At 63.2% G+C, this 14929-nt stretch carries 11 protein-coding genes; 8 read left to right on the top strand and 3 right to left on the bottom strand.

From position 1 onward, the window contains the following. The first annotated feature begins 45 nt into the window (after positions 1-45). Positions 46-576, top strand: coding sequence for a GNAT family N-acetyltransferase (locus tag K349_RS0104020; protein ID WP_034264226.1), 531 nt, complete (start codon positions 46-48; stop codon positions 574-576). A 152-nt stretch (positions 577-728) separates the two neighbouring features. Here K349_RS0104020 and K349_RS0104025 read toward each other — a convergent pair whose 3' ends face one another. Continuing rightward, the gene (locus K349_RS0104025; protein WP_026368576.1) at positions 729-2516 is read right to left on the bottom strand and encodes a bifunctional 3'-5' exonuclease/DNA polymerase; all 1788 of its coding nucleotides are present in this window, start codon (positions 2514-2516) and stop codon (positions 729-731) included. A gap of 226 nt (positions 2517-2742) precedes the next feature. After that, on the bottom strand, positions 2743-3237 hold the full coding sequence (locus K349_RS0104030) for a GyrI-like domain-containing protein (RefSeq protein WP_084460165.1): 495 nt from the start codon (positions 3235-3237) through the stop codon (positions 2743-2745). Positions 3238-3723: 486 nt separating this feature from the next. On the opposite strand from K349_RS0104030, the gene K349_RS0104035 reads away from it, so the two are divergent. The 7 genes from K349_RS0104035 to K349_RS0104070 all read left to right on the top strand — a co-directional run bounded on the left by K349_RS0104035 (position 3724) and on the right by K349_RS0104070 (position 12539). Further along, positions 3724-5190, top strand: coding sequence for a trimethylamine methyltransferase family protein (locus K349_RS0104035; RefSeq protein WP_026368578.1), 1467 nt, complete (start codon positions 3724-3726; stop codon positions 5188-5190). Positions 5191-5373: 183 nt separating this feature from the next. Beyond that, complete coding sequence (locus K349_RS0104045; protein WP_026368579.1) at positions 5374-6558, top strand: saccharopine dehydrogenase family protein; 1185 nt, start codon at positions 5374-5376, stop codon at positions 6556-6558. Between the two features lie 82 nt (positions 6559-6640). Further along, the gene (locus K349_RS0104050) at positions 6641-7804 is read left to right on the top strand and encodes a saccharopine dehydrogenase family protein (RefSeq protein WP_026368580.1); all 1164 of its coding nucleotides are present in this window, start codon (positions 6641-6643) and stop codon (positions 7802-7804) included. A gap of 17 nt (positions 7805-7821) precedes the next feature. After that, positions 7822-9318 (top strand): trimethylamine methyltransferase family protein, encoded by a 1497-nt coding sequence (locus tag K349_RS0104055; RefSeq protein WP_026368581.1) that lies wholly within the window; start codon positions 7822-7824, stop codon positions 9316-9318. Between the two features lie 179 nt (positions 9319-9497). Beyond that, the gene (gene nhaC, locus K349_RS0104060) at positions 9498-11018 is read left to right on the top strand and encodes a Na+/H+ antiporter NhaC (RefSeq protein WP_026368582.1); all 1521 of its coding nucleotides are present in this window, start codon (positions 9498-9500) and stop codon (positions 11016-11018) included. Positions 11019-11124: 106 nt separating this feature from the next. Then, complete coding sequence (locus K349_RS0104065) at positions 11125-11832, top strand: GntR family transcriptional regulator (RefSeq protein WP_026368583.1); 708 nt, start codon at positions 11125-11127, stop codon at positions 11830-11832. A gap of 41 nt (positions 11833-11873) precedes the next feature. Then, positions 11874-12539, top strand: a complete 666-nt coding sequence (locus K349_RS0104070) for a cobalamin B12-binding domain-containing protein (RefSeq protein WP_026368584.1) — start codon at positions 11874-11876, stop codon at positions 12537-12539. Between the two features lie 128 nt (positions 12540-12667). Here K349_RS0104070 and K349_RS19440 read toward each other — a convergent pair whose 3' ends face one another. Beyond that, positions 12668-14845 carry an HD-GYP domain-containing protein gene (locus K349_RS19440; RefSeq protein WP_211240321.1) on the bottom strand — a complete coding sequence of 726 codons (2178 nt, stop codon included), beginning with the start codon at positions 14843-14845 and terminating at the stop codon, positions 12668-12670. Positions 14846-14929: the final 84 nt, after the last annotated feature.

Below are 14929 nucleotides of genomic sequence, written 5' to 3' on the forward strand. Positions count from 1 at the left end.
GCTGTTTCGTGGTCGTGTCGGTTTTCGAAAAGGGAAGTGATGTCCATGGATAGGTTGCGGAAGGGTGCTCACGTTTTTCTTCGGAGGCCCGTCGCGGCGGACGAGGATGAATTCCTCGCGCTGATGCGGCGGAGCCTGGAGTTTCTCGCTCCCTGGATTTATCCTCCATCGGACGGGGAGGCTTTCCGGGACTACCTCCGCGGCCGGGACGGCGAGCGGGACGACGGGTTTTTCCTGTGCCTGAACGACACGGGGGAGATCGCCGGAGTGATCAACCTCAATGCCATCGTGCGGAGGTGGTTCCAGAGCGCCTATCTCGGCTACTACATGGGTGCGCCCTTCGCGGGGCGGGGGTTCATGACCGAAGGGATCGGGCTCGTCATGTCCTTTGCCTTCGGCGACCTGGGGCTCCACAGGCTGGAGGCGAACATCCAGCCGGGAAACGCGGCCTCCATCGCCCTGGTGCGCCGCTGCGGTTTCCGCAAGGAAGGGTATTCTCCCCGCTATCTCAACGTGAACGGCGAGGGGTGGAAGGATCACGAGCGCTGGGCCCGGCTCGCCGACGACGAAGCCTGAGGTGCCCGGCACCACTCTTTCCACCGGTGCGGATGCTCTCCGCAGGCCGTTGACGCACGGAAGCCGTTGCTGTGCGGAAGCCGCAGAGGCTTTCCACCTCTTCGGGGTGGTACGCCGAAAACAATGGTGAAACGCAAGAGTCCCCTCCGCGCCTACTTCTCCGCCCAGCTTTCCGCCACAACCGCCTCGGCCACGACGGGAACGGATGCAAGAAAGCGGGCTCCCGCGTCCTCCATGGTGCGCGACAGGATTTCCGCGGCGACGGTGGCGTGCTCTTCGGGCACTTCGAGGAGAATTTCGTCGTGCACGGAGGCGACGATGCGCGCTTCCGTTCCGGAGAGGGCGGCGGGCAGCCTGCCCAGGGCCTCCTTGAGAATGTCCGCTGCGGTTCCCTGGACGGGAGTGTTGAGGCGCCCGGGAAGCCCCTCGCCGGGAGGAATGCGGCGCAGCCTGCCCGAGAGGGTCCGAACCTCCGCGGAGGGATTTTCCGCTTCCTTCCGGTGCCAGGCGGCGATACCGGAATAGGCGTCGAAGAAGCGGGAGCGGAAGTGCTCCGCCTCGCCTCCGGTCATGGCCGCGCCGAAGGTGCTCTGGGCGTAGCGCTGCAGCCCCCGTGCTCCCATGGCGTAGATGAGGCCGAAGTTGATGGCCTTGGCGAGCTGGCGTTCGCCTTTTGTCACGTCCTCCGGGGCTTTTCCCGTCACAAGCGAGGCGGTGACGCGATGCAGGTCCTCGCCCGAGCGGTAGGCCTCTCTCATCCGGGCGTCCCCGCTGATTTCCGCGGCCACGCGCAGCTCGATCTGGGAATAGTCCGCAAGGACGAGGCGCTTGCCCGGCGGCGCGGCGAAGCAGCGTCTGAACCGGGCTTCCCGGGGAATCTGCTGGATGTTGGGCGCCGCGCAGGCAAGGCGACCCGTGGGGGTGCGCACCTGTGCGTAATGGGAGTGCAGGCGCCCCGTGACGGGATGAATGTGCGCGGCAATGGCATCCCCGAAGGCAGAAGCGGCCTTGGCGATCTTTCGGTACTCCAGAAGGGCCTTCACGGCGGGATGATCCGCGAAGGGCTCCAGGTCGCTTCGGGATGTTCCCGTCAGCGGAAGGCCGCCCCGAAGCCGGAGCGCTTCGAGGAGCTGCTTCGTGCTGTCGGGGTTCACCAGAGCGCCGTCGTCGAAGAGGGAGAGCTGCCCTTGCTGCGGAAGCGCTCCGAGGGCAGCCCGGAGCGCCTTGAGGGCGGTGGCCTTCTCCTCCCCCAAAGTCGTTCGAAGGGCGTCGAAGCGCTCCCGGGAGAGGGGCATTCCTGTGGCGTGCATTTCCGCAATCGCGAAAACGCAGTCGAATTCGAGCTTCGCCGTCCCAACGAGTCCCTTGCTTCGCAGGAGGGCCACGAGGGCCTCCCGGAGGGGAAGCAGGATCGCCGCATCCCGTGCGGCGTAGCAGAGCTGTTCCGGCGACAGGAAGGCGGTGCGCCAGTCGCTGCGTCCCAGCTCTTTGGGGAGGTCCACGCCGAGATGGCGCGCCGCCAGGGCGCCCAGGCCATGACTGCCGTCGTCCTCGCCGCAGGCCGCAAGCTGGGCCGCCAGCATGGTGTCGAAAAGGGGAGGGGCCACGGGGAGTTCCTCTCCGGCGAGGAAGGCCAGATCGAAGGCGGCGTTCTGGAAGATCTTCACGGCTTTACCCGTCAGAAGGCGCCGCAGGGGCTCCCGCGCCTCCGCGCTCCGGATGCGGAACAGGTCCGCCAAAAGCACCGGGCGCTCCGGCGCGGCGATCTGCACCAGGCGGACCCGGCATCGGATCGGGTCGAGTCCCGTGGTTTCCGTGTCGATGCCGAGGAAAGGGCTCTCGTCGAGGTGGAGTTCTCTGACCGCCTCGGCCAGATCGTCCGCGGAGGAGGCCACGAGAAAGGAGACGGGCAATCCGTTGTCGTCCTGGTATCTTTTCACGGCATCGCCTCCGTCGCGGATGTTTCCGGCGGGGAAAACGCACCCTCCTGCATGGTTTCGCTGCACCTGTCATTGGAGCGCGAGGGGCGGGAGCGGCGTTGCCCCTCCGAAAGGAGTGCTCCGCATTCTGCGATGGTAACACGTGCCGAGAAGAGATACCAGCCACCCGAAGGGTGACTGGTATCGTGGTGGGGCTCCTCCGCGCACACGCTTCTTTGAAGAGTTGCTACCGAAGTGGAACCCGGATTTCCGTGAGGAGTTCCTCCGGAGGGGTGGTGGTGCAGTCGTTGAGATAGATTTCGAAGGAGGGCGTTTCCTTGGGCTCTCTGCCGCTCGCGGGAATCCATTCTCCGTAGAGCGCCCGGTAGACGCCGTGCAGGCCGTCGTAGCTTCCCTTGTGGATCACCCGGGCGTACTCGCCGCCCTCGATGGTCTGCACCTCGATGCCGTCTTCGGGGACAAAGGAGGCGTCCACGCTCACGCAGACGTCCATGCGGATCTTGTCCGCCTCGGTCACGTCGGGATCGTCGTAGCAGATGCCGATGAAAAGAGATTCCGGAGTCAGGCGTGACTGCACTGCCGGATTGCCGCAAAGGCGTCCCCAGGCCGCACCGCTTGCGGCGTAGGGATCGACCTCCCTGCGTGGTTCTACCTTACCGAATAGATCCCCGTTGTGCCTGACAGCTCTTGCGCAAAATCTATGGAAGCCCTGAATAAAGATCTTTCGCTTTCCCCTGACTCGGCATCACGCTCCGCGAGGCACCCTGCGGGGCTGACGTAGCCTTATTCAGAGATTTCCTACATCTGCTAGGTTCTTCCTTAATTTTCCGAAAGGTCATGTCGAACATCTCTTCCGAAGAGCGGTGTCGTCCGCGTTGTTCCCGGGTCAGGCACTCCGCCGTAGAGCGCCCTCGTCGTCCCTGCGCGCTCTTCTCCAGGATCCGTTTTTTCCAAGAAGACGTAGTGCCTTGTTCCGTGCTCTGTGCATCCCGATGCGAGGAGTGCTTTGCTCCGCAGTTCGGTACGGGCCGGCGCGAGGTGCACCCGTGGTGGCGACATGTCCGTTTTCGGCGTTTTGGAAAGATGTCGTTCGGTGCACATTGCGAAAAAGAGAACGTGCCGGAAAAGTCTTGACATGGTGCATTTTAATGGCTATTGTGGCTTTGAAGGTATACATAATTCGTATACATATTCGGAGGTGTTCGGCGTGATTCATGCGGCGCGATGGGGAGTGCGGAGCACCGTTCTGTCCGAGGAGGAGTTGCGTCGTATCTCGGACGCGAGTCTTCAAATTCTTGAAAAAACAGGGATGAGAATGCCTCTCTCCGCCGAGAGGCGGGATGCTCTTGCGGGAAAAGGCCTCTTTTTCGAGGAGGAGGAGTGGAACGGCTCGCCCAGTCTTCGTGTCCGATTTTCTCCCGAATCCGTGGCGACAGCCCTGCAAAGCGCCCCAAAAACGTATACGCTTTGTGCCCGCAATCCCGAGAACGATCTCTTTTTGGACGGAAGACAAGGATACCTGACCCTTGACGGAAGTGGTCTTTACGTCCTCGATGCCGAAACGGGAGCGGTGCGTCCCTCCCGAAAGGCGGATCTGGAGACGGCGGTCCGCCTCGCCGATGCACTTCCCGAGATCGCTTTTCTCTGGCCCGTGGTGAGCGCCCAGGACGTTCCGCCTCCGGTACAGCCCCTCCACGAACTAGAGGCGCTCCTTCGCTTCTCCTCCAAACATGTGCAGGCCATGACGGCGGTAACACCCACGGCAGCCCGGGGAAGCATCGAGCTCGCCGCGGCTGTCGTCGGAGGCCGCGAGGCGCTCCGCAAGCGTCCGATCCTCTCGAATTTCCAGTGCAGTTTCAGTCCCCTCTCCTATGACAGAGACAGTCTCGAAGCGGCGTTCTGTTTCTCCGAGGCGGGCATTCCCACGGGGTTTCTCAACATGACCATCGGATGCGCCACCGCTGGAGCTACTCTCGCGGCGAATCTCGCCCAGGGAAATGCGGAGGTCCTTGCAGGAATCACGCTCCAGCAGCTTCTCTTTCCCGGCACGCCCACGTTCTACGGCTCCTGCGCCACCGTGCTGGAACTTCGTCGGGGTGGTGTCACCTGCGGCGGCCCGGAGGATTGTCTTCTCCAGATGGCGAGCTGCGCCCTGGCCCATTACTACGGTCTTCCCGCCAACGTGGGAACCTTCGCTTCCGGCGCGCGGATGCCGGACTGGCAGGCGGGATTCGAGAACGCCCTCTCGGGCATGGCGAGTTTTCTCGCCGGGGCGGACATGATGTGTGGTGCGGGGCTGCTTCAGGGCGCGACGATCTTTTCCGCGGCGCAGACGGTGTTGGATTGTGAGATCTTCGGATTCCTCCGCAGGGCCGTAGAGGGCCTCTCCGTGGACGACGAGAACCTTGCCCTCTCCGTGATCGAACGTGTCGGGCCGGGGGGTAACTATCTCACCGAGGAGCACACTCTGGCGCACATGCGCAAGATCTGGCAGCCCCGCGTTTTGGATCGAAGCTCCACCCGGGATGAGTGGGAGGCTGCGGGGCGTCCCTCTCCGGCGGACCTGGCGGAGAGGCGGGCACGAAAACTGTTGGAGAAACACGAGCCGGAACCCCTTCCCGGAGAGGCGGAGGTGCGGGAAATTCTCCGGGAGTACGAGGCGCGTCTCGTCTGAATTCGGAGCGCGGAGGTTGTTCCCGGGCGAAATGGGGAGGGAATGCGTCTTTCGTGTACGAAGCGGAGGATTCTGCTCCGGGAAATGTTGGCATGCGTTCGGAGGAGCGTTGATCGTCGCGGTCTTCGGAAGGCGCACCTGCCGGAACGGCGGGAGTGCGGAAAAATGAAGGAGGGTTTGTCCATGGGTTTCGTGTATGCGGTGCTCGGTGGCGGAAGGCAGGGAACGGCGGCGGCGTATGACATGGCGAAGAACGGGGATGCCGATCGGGTCCTTGTGGGGGATGCGGATCTGGAGGCGGCGGTGCGGTCCGCGGCGAGGGTGAACACCCTCTTGGGGCGTTCCGTCGCGGAAGCCCACCAGGTGGATGCACGGGATAGCGCGGCACTCCGTCGTTTTCTGGAGCCGGTGGATTCCTTCCTCTCCGCCGTGCCCTACTGGCTGAACCCTTCGGTTCTGGAGGCTGCCATCGACGCGAAGGCCTGTATGTGCGACCTGGGGGGCAACACGGACCTGGTTCGGGAACAGATGAAGCGCAGCGACGCCGCGGAGGCGGCGGGAATCGCCGTGGTGCCCGACTGCGGGCAGGTGCCGGGAATGGGAACGGCCCTCATGAGCTACGCCATGACCTTCCTCGACCGCACGGAGGAACTGCTCATGTGGGACGGTGGCAATGACCAGCATCCGAAGCCTCCGTTCAACTACATTCTCACCTTCAACATCGCGGGCCTCACCAACGAGTACTACGGGGTGGCCCATTTCCTCCGGAACGGGAAAAGGGTGGAGGTTCCCACCTTCCTGGAGGAGGATTACGAGACGGTGGATTTCGGCGGAAAGATCGGCGTCATGGAGGCCTTCGTCGCCGGAGGCGGCACGTCAACAATGCCCTGGACCTACGAGGGAAAGGTCAGGACGCTCTGGAACAAGACGCTGCGCTGGCCGGGGCACTTCGCCCAGTGGAAGGCCTACATGGACGCGGGACTCCTCGAAGAGGAGCCTGTCGATGTGGACGGAGTGCAGGTCTCTCCCCGGGCACTGCTGCATCGGGTGCTCGATCCCAAACTGCGGGCACGTCCCGAGGACCGGGATTTCGTCATTGTCCGGGTGAAGGGTATCGGCGAAAAGGACGGGCTCCGGGCGGAGGTGCTGCTCGACCTGATCGACTACTACGACGAGGCAACGGGTTTCACCGCCATGGAGCGCACCACCGGATGGGATGGCTCCATCACGGCGATTCTGAACGCCCAGGGGGTGACGCCCCGGGGCGTGCATCCCGTGGAACTCGCCGTTCCGGGAAAGCGCTTCGCCGAGGAGTTGCGGAAGCGGGGATTTTCCCTGAAGGAGTCCTTCACTATCCATAGAGATTGAGACAGGAAAGCACTAAAGAGCGGGAGCGGGAGCGAAGGTGTTCCACCTGGAGCCCTTCGACACACGAACAGGAGGGGTTGTCGTGAAGAAAAAGGTGATTGTGTTGGGATGTGGGCTCGTGGGGTCTGTCATGGCGCTTGATCTGGCGGCGGACGATGCCTACGAGGTGACCGTGGCGGACGCCAACGAAGAAGCGCTGAAAAAGGCCGCCGCAAAGGCGAAAAATCCCGTGAAGACCACGACGGGGATCGATTTCGCCTCTCCCGCGTCCATCACCGAAGGTGTACAGGGGCATGATCTCGTCATCGGTGCCGTGCCGGGATCCATGGGGTATGCCGCCATCGGTGCGGTGATCAGGGCGGGAGTGAACATGTCGGACATTTCCTTCATGGGCGAGGAATATCGCGACTGGGACAAGGCCGCCAAGGAAGCGGGGGTCACGCTCTTCGAGGACGTGGGGGTCACCCCCGGCGCGTCGAGCATCCTCATCGGAGACGCCTGCCGACGGCTCGACCGCGTCGATGACGTGACGATCTACGTCACGGGGCTTCCCAAGAATCCCGAGCCCCCCTTCAACTATCGCCTCGTCTTCTCCCCGGACGACCTGGTGGAGGAATTCGTTCGCCCAGCCCGCATCAAGAGAAACGGGAAGATCGTGGAGGAGCCCGCCCTTTCGGGACGGCAGCTCCTCACCTTCGACATTCCCGGCATCTCCGTGCCGCAGATGGAGGGATTCTACACCGATGGTGCCCGGTCGCTCCTCGATTCCATTCCCTGTCCCAACGTGAAGGAGATTACCCTCCGCTATCCCGGGACGGCTCGGGACATGGAGTTTCTCCGGGAGATCGGCCTGTTCGACACGGATCCGGTGGACGTGAAGGGGCAGAAGGTGGCGCCTCGGGATCTCTTCGCCGCTCTTGCCTATCCCAAGATGAAGCTCCGGGACGACGAGATCGAGTTCACCTTTTTCCATGTGCTGGTCACGGGAGAGAAGGACGGAAAGAAGGTTCGGGAGGAATACGCTCTTTACGACGAGCGGGACCCCGGAACGGGCTACCATTCCATGGCCCGGACCACGGGCTTTCCCTGCGTGATCGTGGGGCGTCTGATCGCCGAAGGAGTCCTGCGCATGCCCGGCGTGAACCCTCCCGAGGCGGTGGGTACCTGCGCCCCCGCAGTGGAGCGGTTCCTCCAGGAGATGACGAAGCGGGGTGTGAAGATCATCCATCGGGTGACGGAACTTTAGGGGGGCTGGGCGAAGCCATGGCACGGGAACGGAAGAAAGGCTACGGCCCCAAAAAGCCCATCGCTCCCATACCGCGCTACTGGAATCCTCCCATCGTGCTGGTTCAGGAGGAGCAGCGCCGGGCCATTCACGGCGCCTCCCTCACGGTGCTGGAACATGCGGGCATGCGCATCGCCTCGGAGGAGGCCCGGGAGATCCTCGCCCGGGCGGGTGCCCGCGTCGAGGAGGATCGGGTCTTCTTCCCTTGGACGCTCGTGGAGGGTGCCCTGCGAAAGATTCCTTCGGTGATTCGCCTTTGTGGGCGCACTCCGGAGGAGGATCTTCTCCTGGACGGGCGTCACACCTACATGAATCTCGACGGAAACGGGATGGAAATTCTGGATTTCGAGACCGGAGTCCGCCGTCCCACTACCCTCGCCGACCTCGAAACGGCCACGCGGATGGCGGACTACCTGGAGCAGATCGGTTACGTGTGGCCCATCGCCACCGCCCGGGACTGTCCCGTGCCTGTGCAGCCCCTTTACGAAACGCGATGCCAACTCCGCAACACCACCAAACACGTCATGACCATGACCGTGGCGGACGGTTTCTGCGCCCGGGGCGTCATCGACATGGCCGCGGCGGTGGCGGGAGGACGCGAGGCGTTGCGCCGCCGCCCGCTCATCTCTCTTTTCGAGAGCGTCACCAGCCCTCTCGCGCTGGAACGGGGTGCCTGCGAGGCGCTTCTCGCCTTTGCGAGGGAAGGTCTGCCCACGGGAATCATGACCATGCCTCTCTCGGGGGCCACCGCGCCGGTCACCGTGGCGGGGAATCTCGTGCTCGCCAACGCGGAGGTTCTCGCAGGGCTTACGCTGGTGCAGTGTGTCACGCCGGGGTGTCCCTCCTGGTACGCCTCGTGTTCCACCGTGATGGATCTCAAGTCCGGCGGCGTCACCTCCAACGGTCCCGAGGACTACCTGATCCAGGCGGGAACCATCGCCATGGCGCGGATCCACTACAATATTCCCGTCATGACCGGCGTCATGGGGACCGAGGCACGTGCTCCGGGATGGCAGTCCGCCGTGGAGGATTCCCTCTCCGTGTACACCTCCGCGCTTTGCGGCGCGGACCTCATGCCCGGCGCGGGGCTTTTGAAGAACGCCACGGTGCTCTCCTACGAGGAACTTGTCCTGGGGTGCGAGATCTACGAGATGGTCCGCCGCGTCAAGGAAGGATTTCCCACCGACGCGGAGGCCCTCGCCGTGGAGGCCATCCTGCGGGTGGGGCCTCGGGGGGATTTCATGACCGATCCCCACACGCTGGAACACATGCGGGAGTTGTGGCAACCCGATGTGCTGCGTCGGTGCAGCTTCGACGCCTGGGAGAGTTCGGGACGTGCCGATGCCCTGGAGCGTGCCCGGGAGAAGGCGGCGTGGATCATGGAACACCACGAGCCGGAACCGCTTTCCGCCTCGGTGGATGCGGAACTCGACCGCATTCTCGAGACCTACGCCGAAGAAAAGGGAGGGATCTGACCCCGGCTGTATGCGAGTACGTTTCCATCCCGTTCTTTCCGGAGCGTTTCCCGGGTGCGCCGCCGCAGTTCGCCGTACCAGCTTCGGTGGCGCCGGAGCGGATGCTTTCCCGGCGGAGCGTGTTGCTCCGCCGGGAAAGCGTCCCGAGCCGAAGAGAAGAAGAGGGAGGCTGAAGAGACATGTCCAGAGAGTTGCCGCCGGAAGTGCAGGAATACCAGGAGGAAAAGGAGCTCGGAGAAAAGCGGGGAGGCCAGGGGAAGACCCCGACGCTCACCGAGTCCGTCGGCGTGGTGGTTGCCATCGCGGGGGTCATCACCGTGTGCATTCTTATGCTGGGCCTCGACGCGCACATTCCCATCTTTCTCTGCGTTCTTTTCGTCACCGTTCTCGGACTGCGTCTCAAGAATACCTGGGAGCACCTGGAGGCAGGATTCGTCTCCGCCATCAACGCCAGCATGTCCGCCTTCTTCATTCTCATGCTCGTGGGCATTCTCGTGGGCGTGTGGATGATCTCCGGCGTCATCAGCACCATGATCGACTATGGTTTGGCCATTCTCTCGCCGAAGATCTTCCTCATCGCCACCTACGTCATCTGCAGCATCGTCGCCCTCGCCACGGGAACCTCCTGGGGCACGGCGGCCTCCATCGGCGTCGCTCTCGTCGGTGTGGGAGCCGGTCTCGGCATTCCCGCGGGCATGACGGGAGGCGCCATCGTCGCCGGTGCCTACTTCGGCGACAAGATGAGCCCTTTGTCCGACACCACGAACCTTGCTCCCGCCGTGTCCGGGGCCAAGCTCTACGACCACATCGGCGCCATGATCTACACCACGGGACCCACCTGGATTCTCGCTGGGGCGGCCTTTATCGTTCTGAGCCTGCTCTACGGCGGCGGCGACTTCGATCCCACCCGGGTGAACCAGATCCGGGAGGCTCTGGCGAGCGTGCAGAAGATCCATCCGCTGCTGCTCCTGCCGCCTCTGTGCGTCATCGGCATGGCGCTCCTGAAGATTCCCGCCGTGCCGGGCATGTTCGTGGGGATCGTCATGGGCGCCCTCTGCGGCATGGTCATCCAGGGAGTTGGATTCGTCGACATGATGACCGCGGCGAACTACGGCTACGAGGGGGCCGTCTCCGCGGAGGTCTTCGGCGAAGAAATCGCGGAGCTCGTGAACGGTCTGCTCACCCGTGGAGGCCTGCAGAACATGATGTGGACCATCTCCCTTTCCTGGATGGCCATCGGGTTCGGCGGCATGCTCGAAGCGGTGGGATATCTCCACGTCATTCTCCACGCGGTGGTGAACTACATGAACCGCGTGGGAAACCTCGTGACGGCCACGCTGGCCTCTTGCTTCGCCGTGAACCTCCTCATCGGCGACCAGTATCTGGCCATCATCCTGCCGGGGCGCCTCTTCAAACCCGCCTACGAGGAACTCGGCCTGGAGCCGCGCATGCTCTCCAGGACACTCGAGGATGCGGGAACGCTCACGTCACCTCTCGTCCCCTGGAACGCCTGCGGGGCCTATATGGCGGGGACGCTCGGCATTCCCACCCTCACCTACGCGCCCTACGCGATCCTCAACTGGCTGAATCCCTTCGTCTCCGCCTTCATCGCCTACGCGGGGTTCAAGATCTTCTGGCGCGAGGGATATGGGCCGGCGGCGAAAAGCGACGCGGTTCCCGCGGCGGGCACGGGGAAATAGTGTGAGGAAGCCGTCGGCATTTTCTTTTGCCGTTCCACCGTCGGAAGATCGGTCACCGGGTGGTTCCGGCATTCGGACCTGAACATCCATGGAAGAGAGGACCGTCATGCGGAACGGAGACGAGGGAACGGACTCGCCGGAGAAGACGACACTGGAGGATCTGGCCTACGGGCGGATCCGTGCGGCCATTCTTGCCCGTAAACTCCCGCCGGGAACCCGGCTTGCGGAACCGACGCTGGCGAAGAAGATCAACATCAGCCGCACGCCCGTTCGCGGGGCACTGCGGCGCCTCGCCTCGGAGGGGTTGGTGACGATCTCCGCAAACCATGGGGCCACGGTGACCGTTCCCTCCCTCCGGGATATCGAGAACGCCTACCAGGTTCGAGAAGCCCTCGAATGTCTCGCCGCCTCCGTTGCGGCGGAGAGGGTGTCGCGGGAGGACACGGTACGGCTTCGCGAGGCCGAGCGGGAGGAGCGACGCTGTCTCGCCCAGGGAGATCTGGAGGGGTACATCCGGATCAACGAGAGGATTCATCTCCTTGTGGCCTCCCTCTCGGGCAACCGTCTTCTGGAGCAGGCGGTCGAGTCCGCCATGAACCGTACCAACGTGTACCTGTCCCTCCTGGATCCGTTTTACGAACTGGCGGATTCGGGAGACCGCCAGACCTGGGAACACGCCATCATCATCGATGCCCTGGAGGCCGGAGACAGCCTCTGGGCGGAGGCGGCCATGCGGGTGCACATCCGCTCCTCCCGGGCGGTGATGGACCTGGACCTCGCACAAAAGAAGCCTTTCCCGGTCGATGACATTTGAGAAGACGAACGAGACGGAGACAAAAAAGGAGTGACCCGGACGTGGAGAAACACTACGAGGCGGTTCGAGAGCATGTCGTGGAAGGACAGGTAACACAGACGGAAAACGCCGTCCGCAAGGCCCTCGACGCGGGATGTCCTCCCGAGGAAATTCTCCGGAAGGGGCTTCTCGCCGGCATGGACGAAGTGGGAGCCCTTTTCAAGGATGGGGAGATGTTCGTCCCCGAGGTGTTGGTCTCTGCCAAGGCCATGAAGGGCGGAATGGAGATCCTCCGTCCCTTCCTGGCGACAGGTGCGGCGGGGCAGGGCGGGCGCATTCTCACCGCCACCGTGGAGGGCGATCTTCACGACATCGGTGTGAAGCTCGTGGGCATGATGCTCGAAGGCGCGGGATTCGAGGTGCGTAATCTCGGCGTGGACCTTCCGGCGGCGCGCATCGTGGAGGAGGTGCGGAGTTGGCGTCCCCACGTGCTGGGTCTCTCCGCCATGCTCACCACGACAATGACCAACATGAAGGGTGTGGTGGAGTCGCTCCGGGAGGAAGGGCTCGCGGAGGGACTCGCGATCATGGTGGGGGGTGCTCCCGTATCGAAGGAGTACGCCGAACGTCTCGGCGTACATTATTCCGCCGATGCCGCCGAGGCGGTGGGTGTGGCGAAGGCGCTTCTTCAGAAGTTTCGGGAAGGGGCGCTTTCCGAAGCGCGCTAGAAACTCCTGGTGCCGCAGTCCGAATCGAAAAGCGCGAGAGAGAGCCGTCTCCGATCCGCCGGAGACGGCTCTCTTCTTGTCGCTTCGTGCTGTCGGGGCGTACGATTCCTGTGCCGGCGAGCCTTGCTTCAGGGAAGGATGCGGAGCGCCACGTCCACCACGGCAGGGTCGAACTGAGTCCCCCGGTGACGCTTCAGTTCCCGGAGGGCCTCGCTCTTTGCCATGGCGGGGCGGTAGGAGCGGCAGCTCGTCATGGCGTCGAAGGCGTCCGCCACGGAGAGGATGCGTGCGCCGAGCGGGATCGCCTCTCCCGAGATGCCCTCAGGGTAGCCAGTGCCGTCCCAGCGTTCATGGTGGTGCAGCACGTCCCGGGCGATTTCCCCGAGGTGTGCCGAGGAGGAGAGCACCGCGTATCCCCAGCGGGGATGCATCTTGATGATCTCGTACTCTTCGTCTTCGAGCGGGCCCGGCTTGTTCAGCACCGTCACGGGCACGAGGAGTTTCCCCAGGTCGTGGAGGAGTCCCGTCCAGTAGATGCGGGAGATGTCGTTTTCATCCATCTTCAGCGCTGCGGCGAGACGGCATGCCAGTTGGGCCACGTTCTCGGAATGTCCCTTGGTGTAGTGGTCGTAGATCTCCAGAATGCCGATCATCACGGAAACGAGCTGTTTCTGGAAGGATGACGAAGTGGCGACGTAGCGACGAATGCCGAGATAGGCCGAGGCTATGTTGCCGAAGGCGGCGAGAACCCGCTCCGACCGGAGGGAGAAGGCGCTCGCTTCGCTGCGCCCCTGGGAGATGTCCAGACAAATTTGTCCCACCATTTCCTCGTCGAGGAAGAACGAGTGCAGAAGAGACTGGCGGATGGGGAGCACGGCGGTGCGGAATTTCTCCGCCAGCGAAGGCGGCATGCGCTGATCGAGATCGTCGTAGACGAAGGGAACGACACTTGTTCCCTTCGTTACACGAAGGTGCGTCCGTTTCAGGGGGAGCGTGCGAAGGCATTCCGCGTCGTGTCCCACTGCGTCGACGATGCGCCATTCCTCGCCGTTCACCTCGGAGATGCTGCCGCAGTCTGCCTCGGGGATGAACTGGAGCGCCATGTGGAGCAGCTCCGGAAGAAACGTCTCCTCTCCGGAGGTGGCTTCGGAGGTGAGGCGTCCTGTCGCGCCGAGGATATGCTCCAGTTCGTCGTTCAGGATCCGGGTTTCTCCGTAGAGGGCGCGGGCCTGCTGCAGCGCCGCCTCTCGCTCCTCCATGGTCGCGCTGAGTTTGACCGCCATGCCGCGGAAGGTGTCGAGCAGCGCCTGAACCTCTGTCACGGAGGAGGACTTCAGGTTTTGGTCGGGTTCGAACTCCCCCGGATTCGCCGCAAGAGCCGCCATATTTCGCGCAAGCTGTTCGAAGGGTGTCGTGAGAGTGTCCACGATCCTGCCGAAGGCGATGGAGAGTCCTCCTGCCCCTAAAAGAAGAAGAAAGAGAATTCCCAGAAGAAACGCCCCGAAGAGGTTGCCCAGAAGAGTGAAATCGAGGGAGAGGAGCAGCAGTTTCGGCTCCTCCACGACAACGTTGTCCTCTTCGGGAGGGCGGACATAGAGGAGCAGGCGCCTCTTCAGGAGTCCGTCCCGGAGAAGGAGGCGCTCTTTTCCTCCCCGCACGGCCTCCCGGACGAGAGCCCAATCCTCCGAGGTCGTCAGGGTGGGGTCTCCCGTTTCGAGCCTTCTCGTGGCGAGGCTGGCGAAGGCGAGGGAGTTCACGAAAGGAAAGTTCAGCATGCCTCGGATCTTCTCCAGATATTTGTCCATGTGTTTCCGCGGCACGGAGACGCTCACCTCGAGAATCGTATCGTCCTGCAGTTTCCAGTAGGCGTACTTGTTGTAGTCGTCGGTCATGGTGGCCGATGTGGCCCGTTGGAGTCGCACCTCTCCGGGAACCATGGTGCGGAGCGTTCTCCAGAGCCGTGTGAATTGAGAAAGATCGAGCCCGAGGTCGGGAGGATGGTTGGTGCGCGTCACTCGTCCTTTGGAATCGATGAGGTAATAGCGAAAAGTTCCGGGGTCGAAGGGGGATGTGCCGGAGGCGCGGACGAAGCGTCGCATCAGAGAGGCGAGTTCCTCGTCGGGAGCTTCCGAAGGAAGCCGCCCCTCCTCTGCGTAATGCATCTTGAGATCCTCCAGAAAGCGGAGGAGAAGCGCATCGCCGTTCTCCTCGAGGAGATCGAACATGTCCTTGTACTCCGCAACCTGGCGGGACGCCAGGGTGGCGAGGTGATCCTCGAAGAAGGCCATGCCTTTCGTGGTTGCCATCCACCCTCCCCAGAGGAGTATGCTCAGGAAGAAAACCAACATGAGCGTTCCCACTGCGGAAAGAGTACGGAAAAAATGTTGTCC

The sequence above is a fragment of the Aminiphilus circumscriptus DSM 16581 genome (genome assembly GCF_000526375.1).
Classification (GTDB): domain Bacteria; phylum Synergistota; class Synergistia; order Synergistales; family Aminiphilaceae; genus Aminiphilus; species Aminiphilus circumscriptus.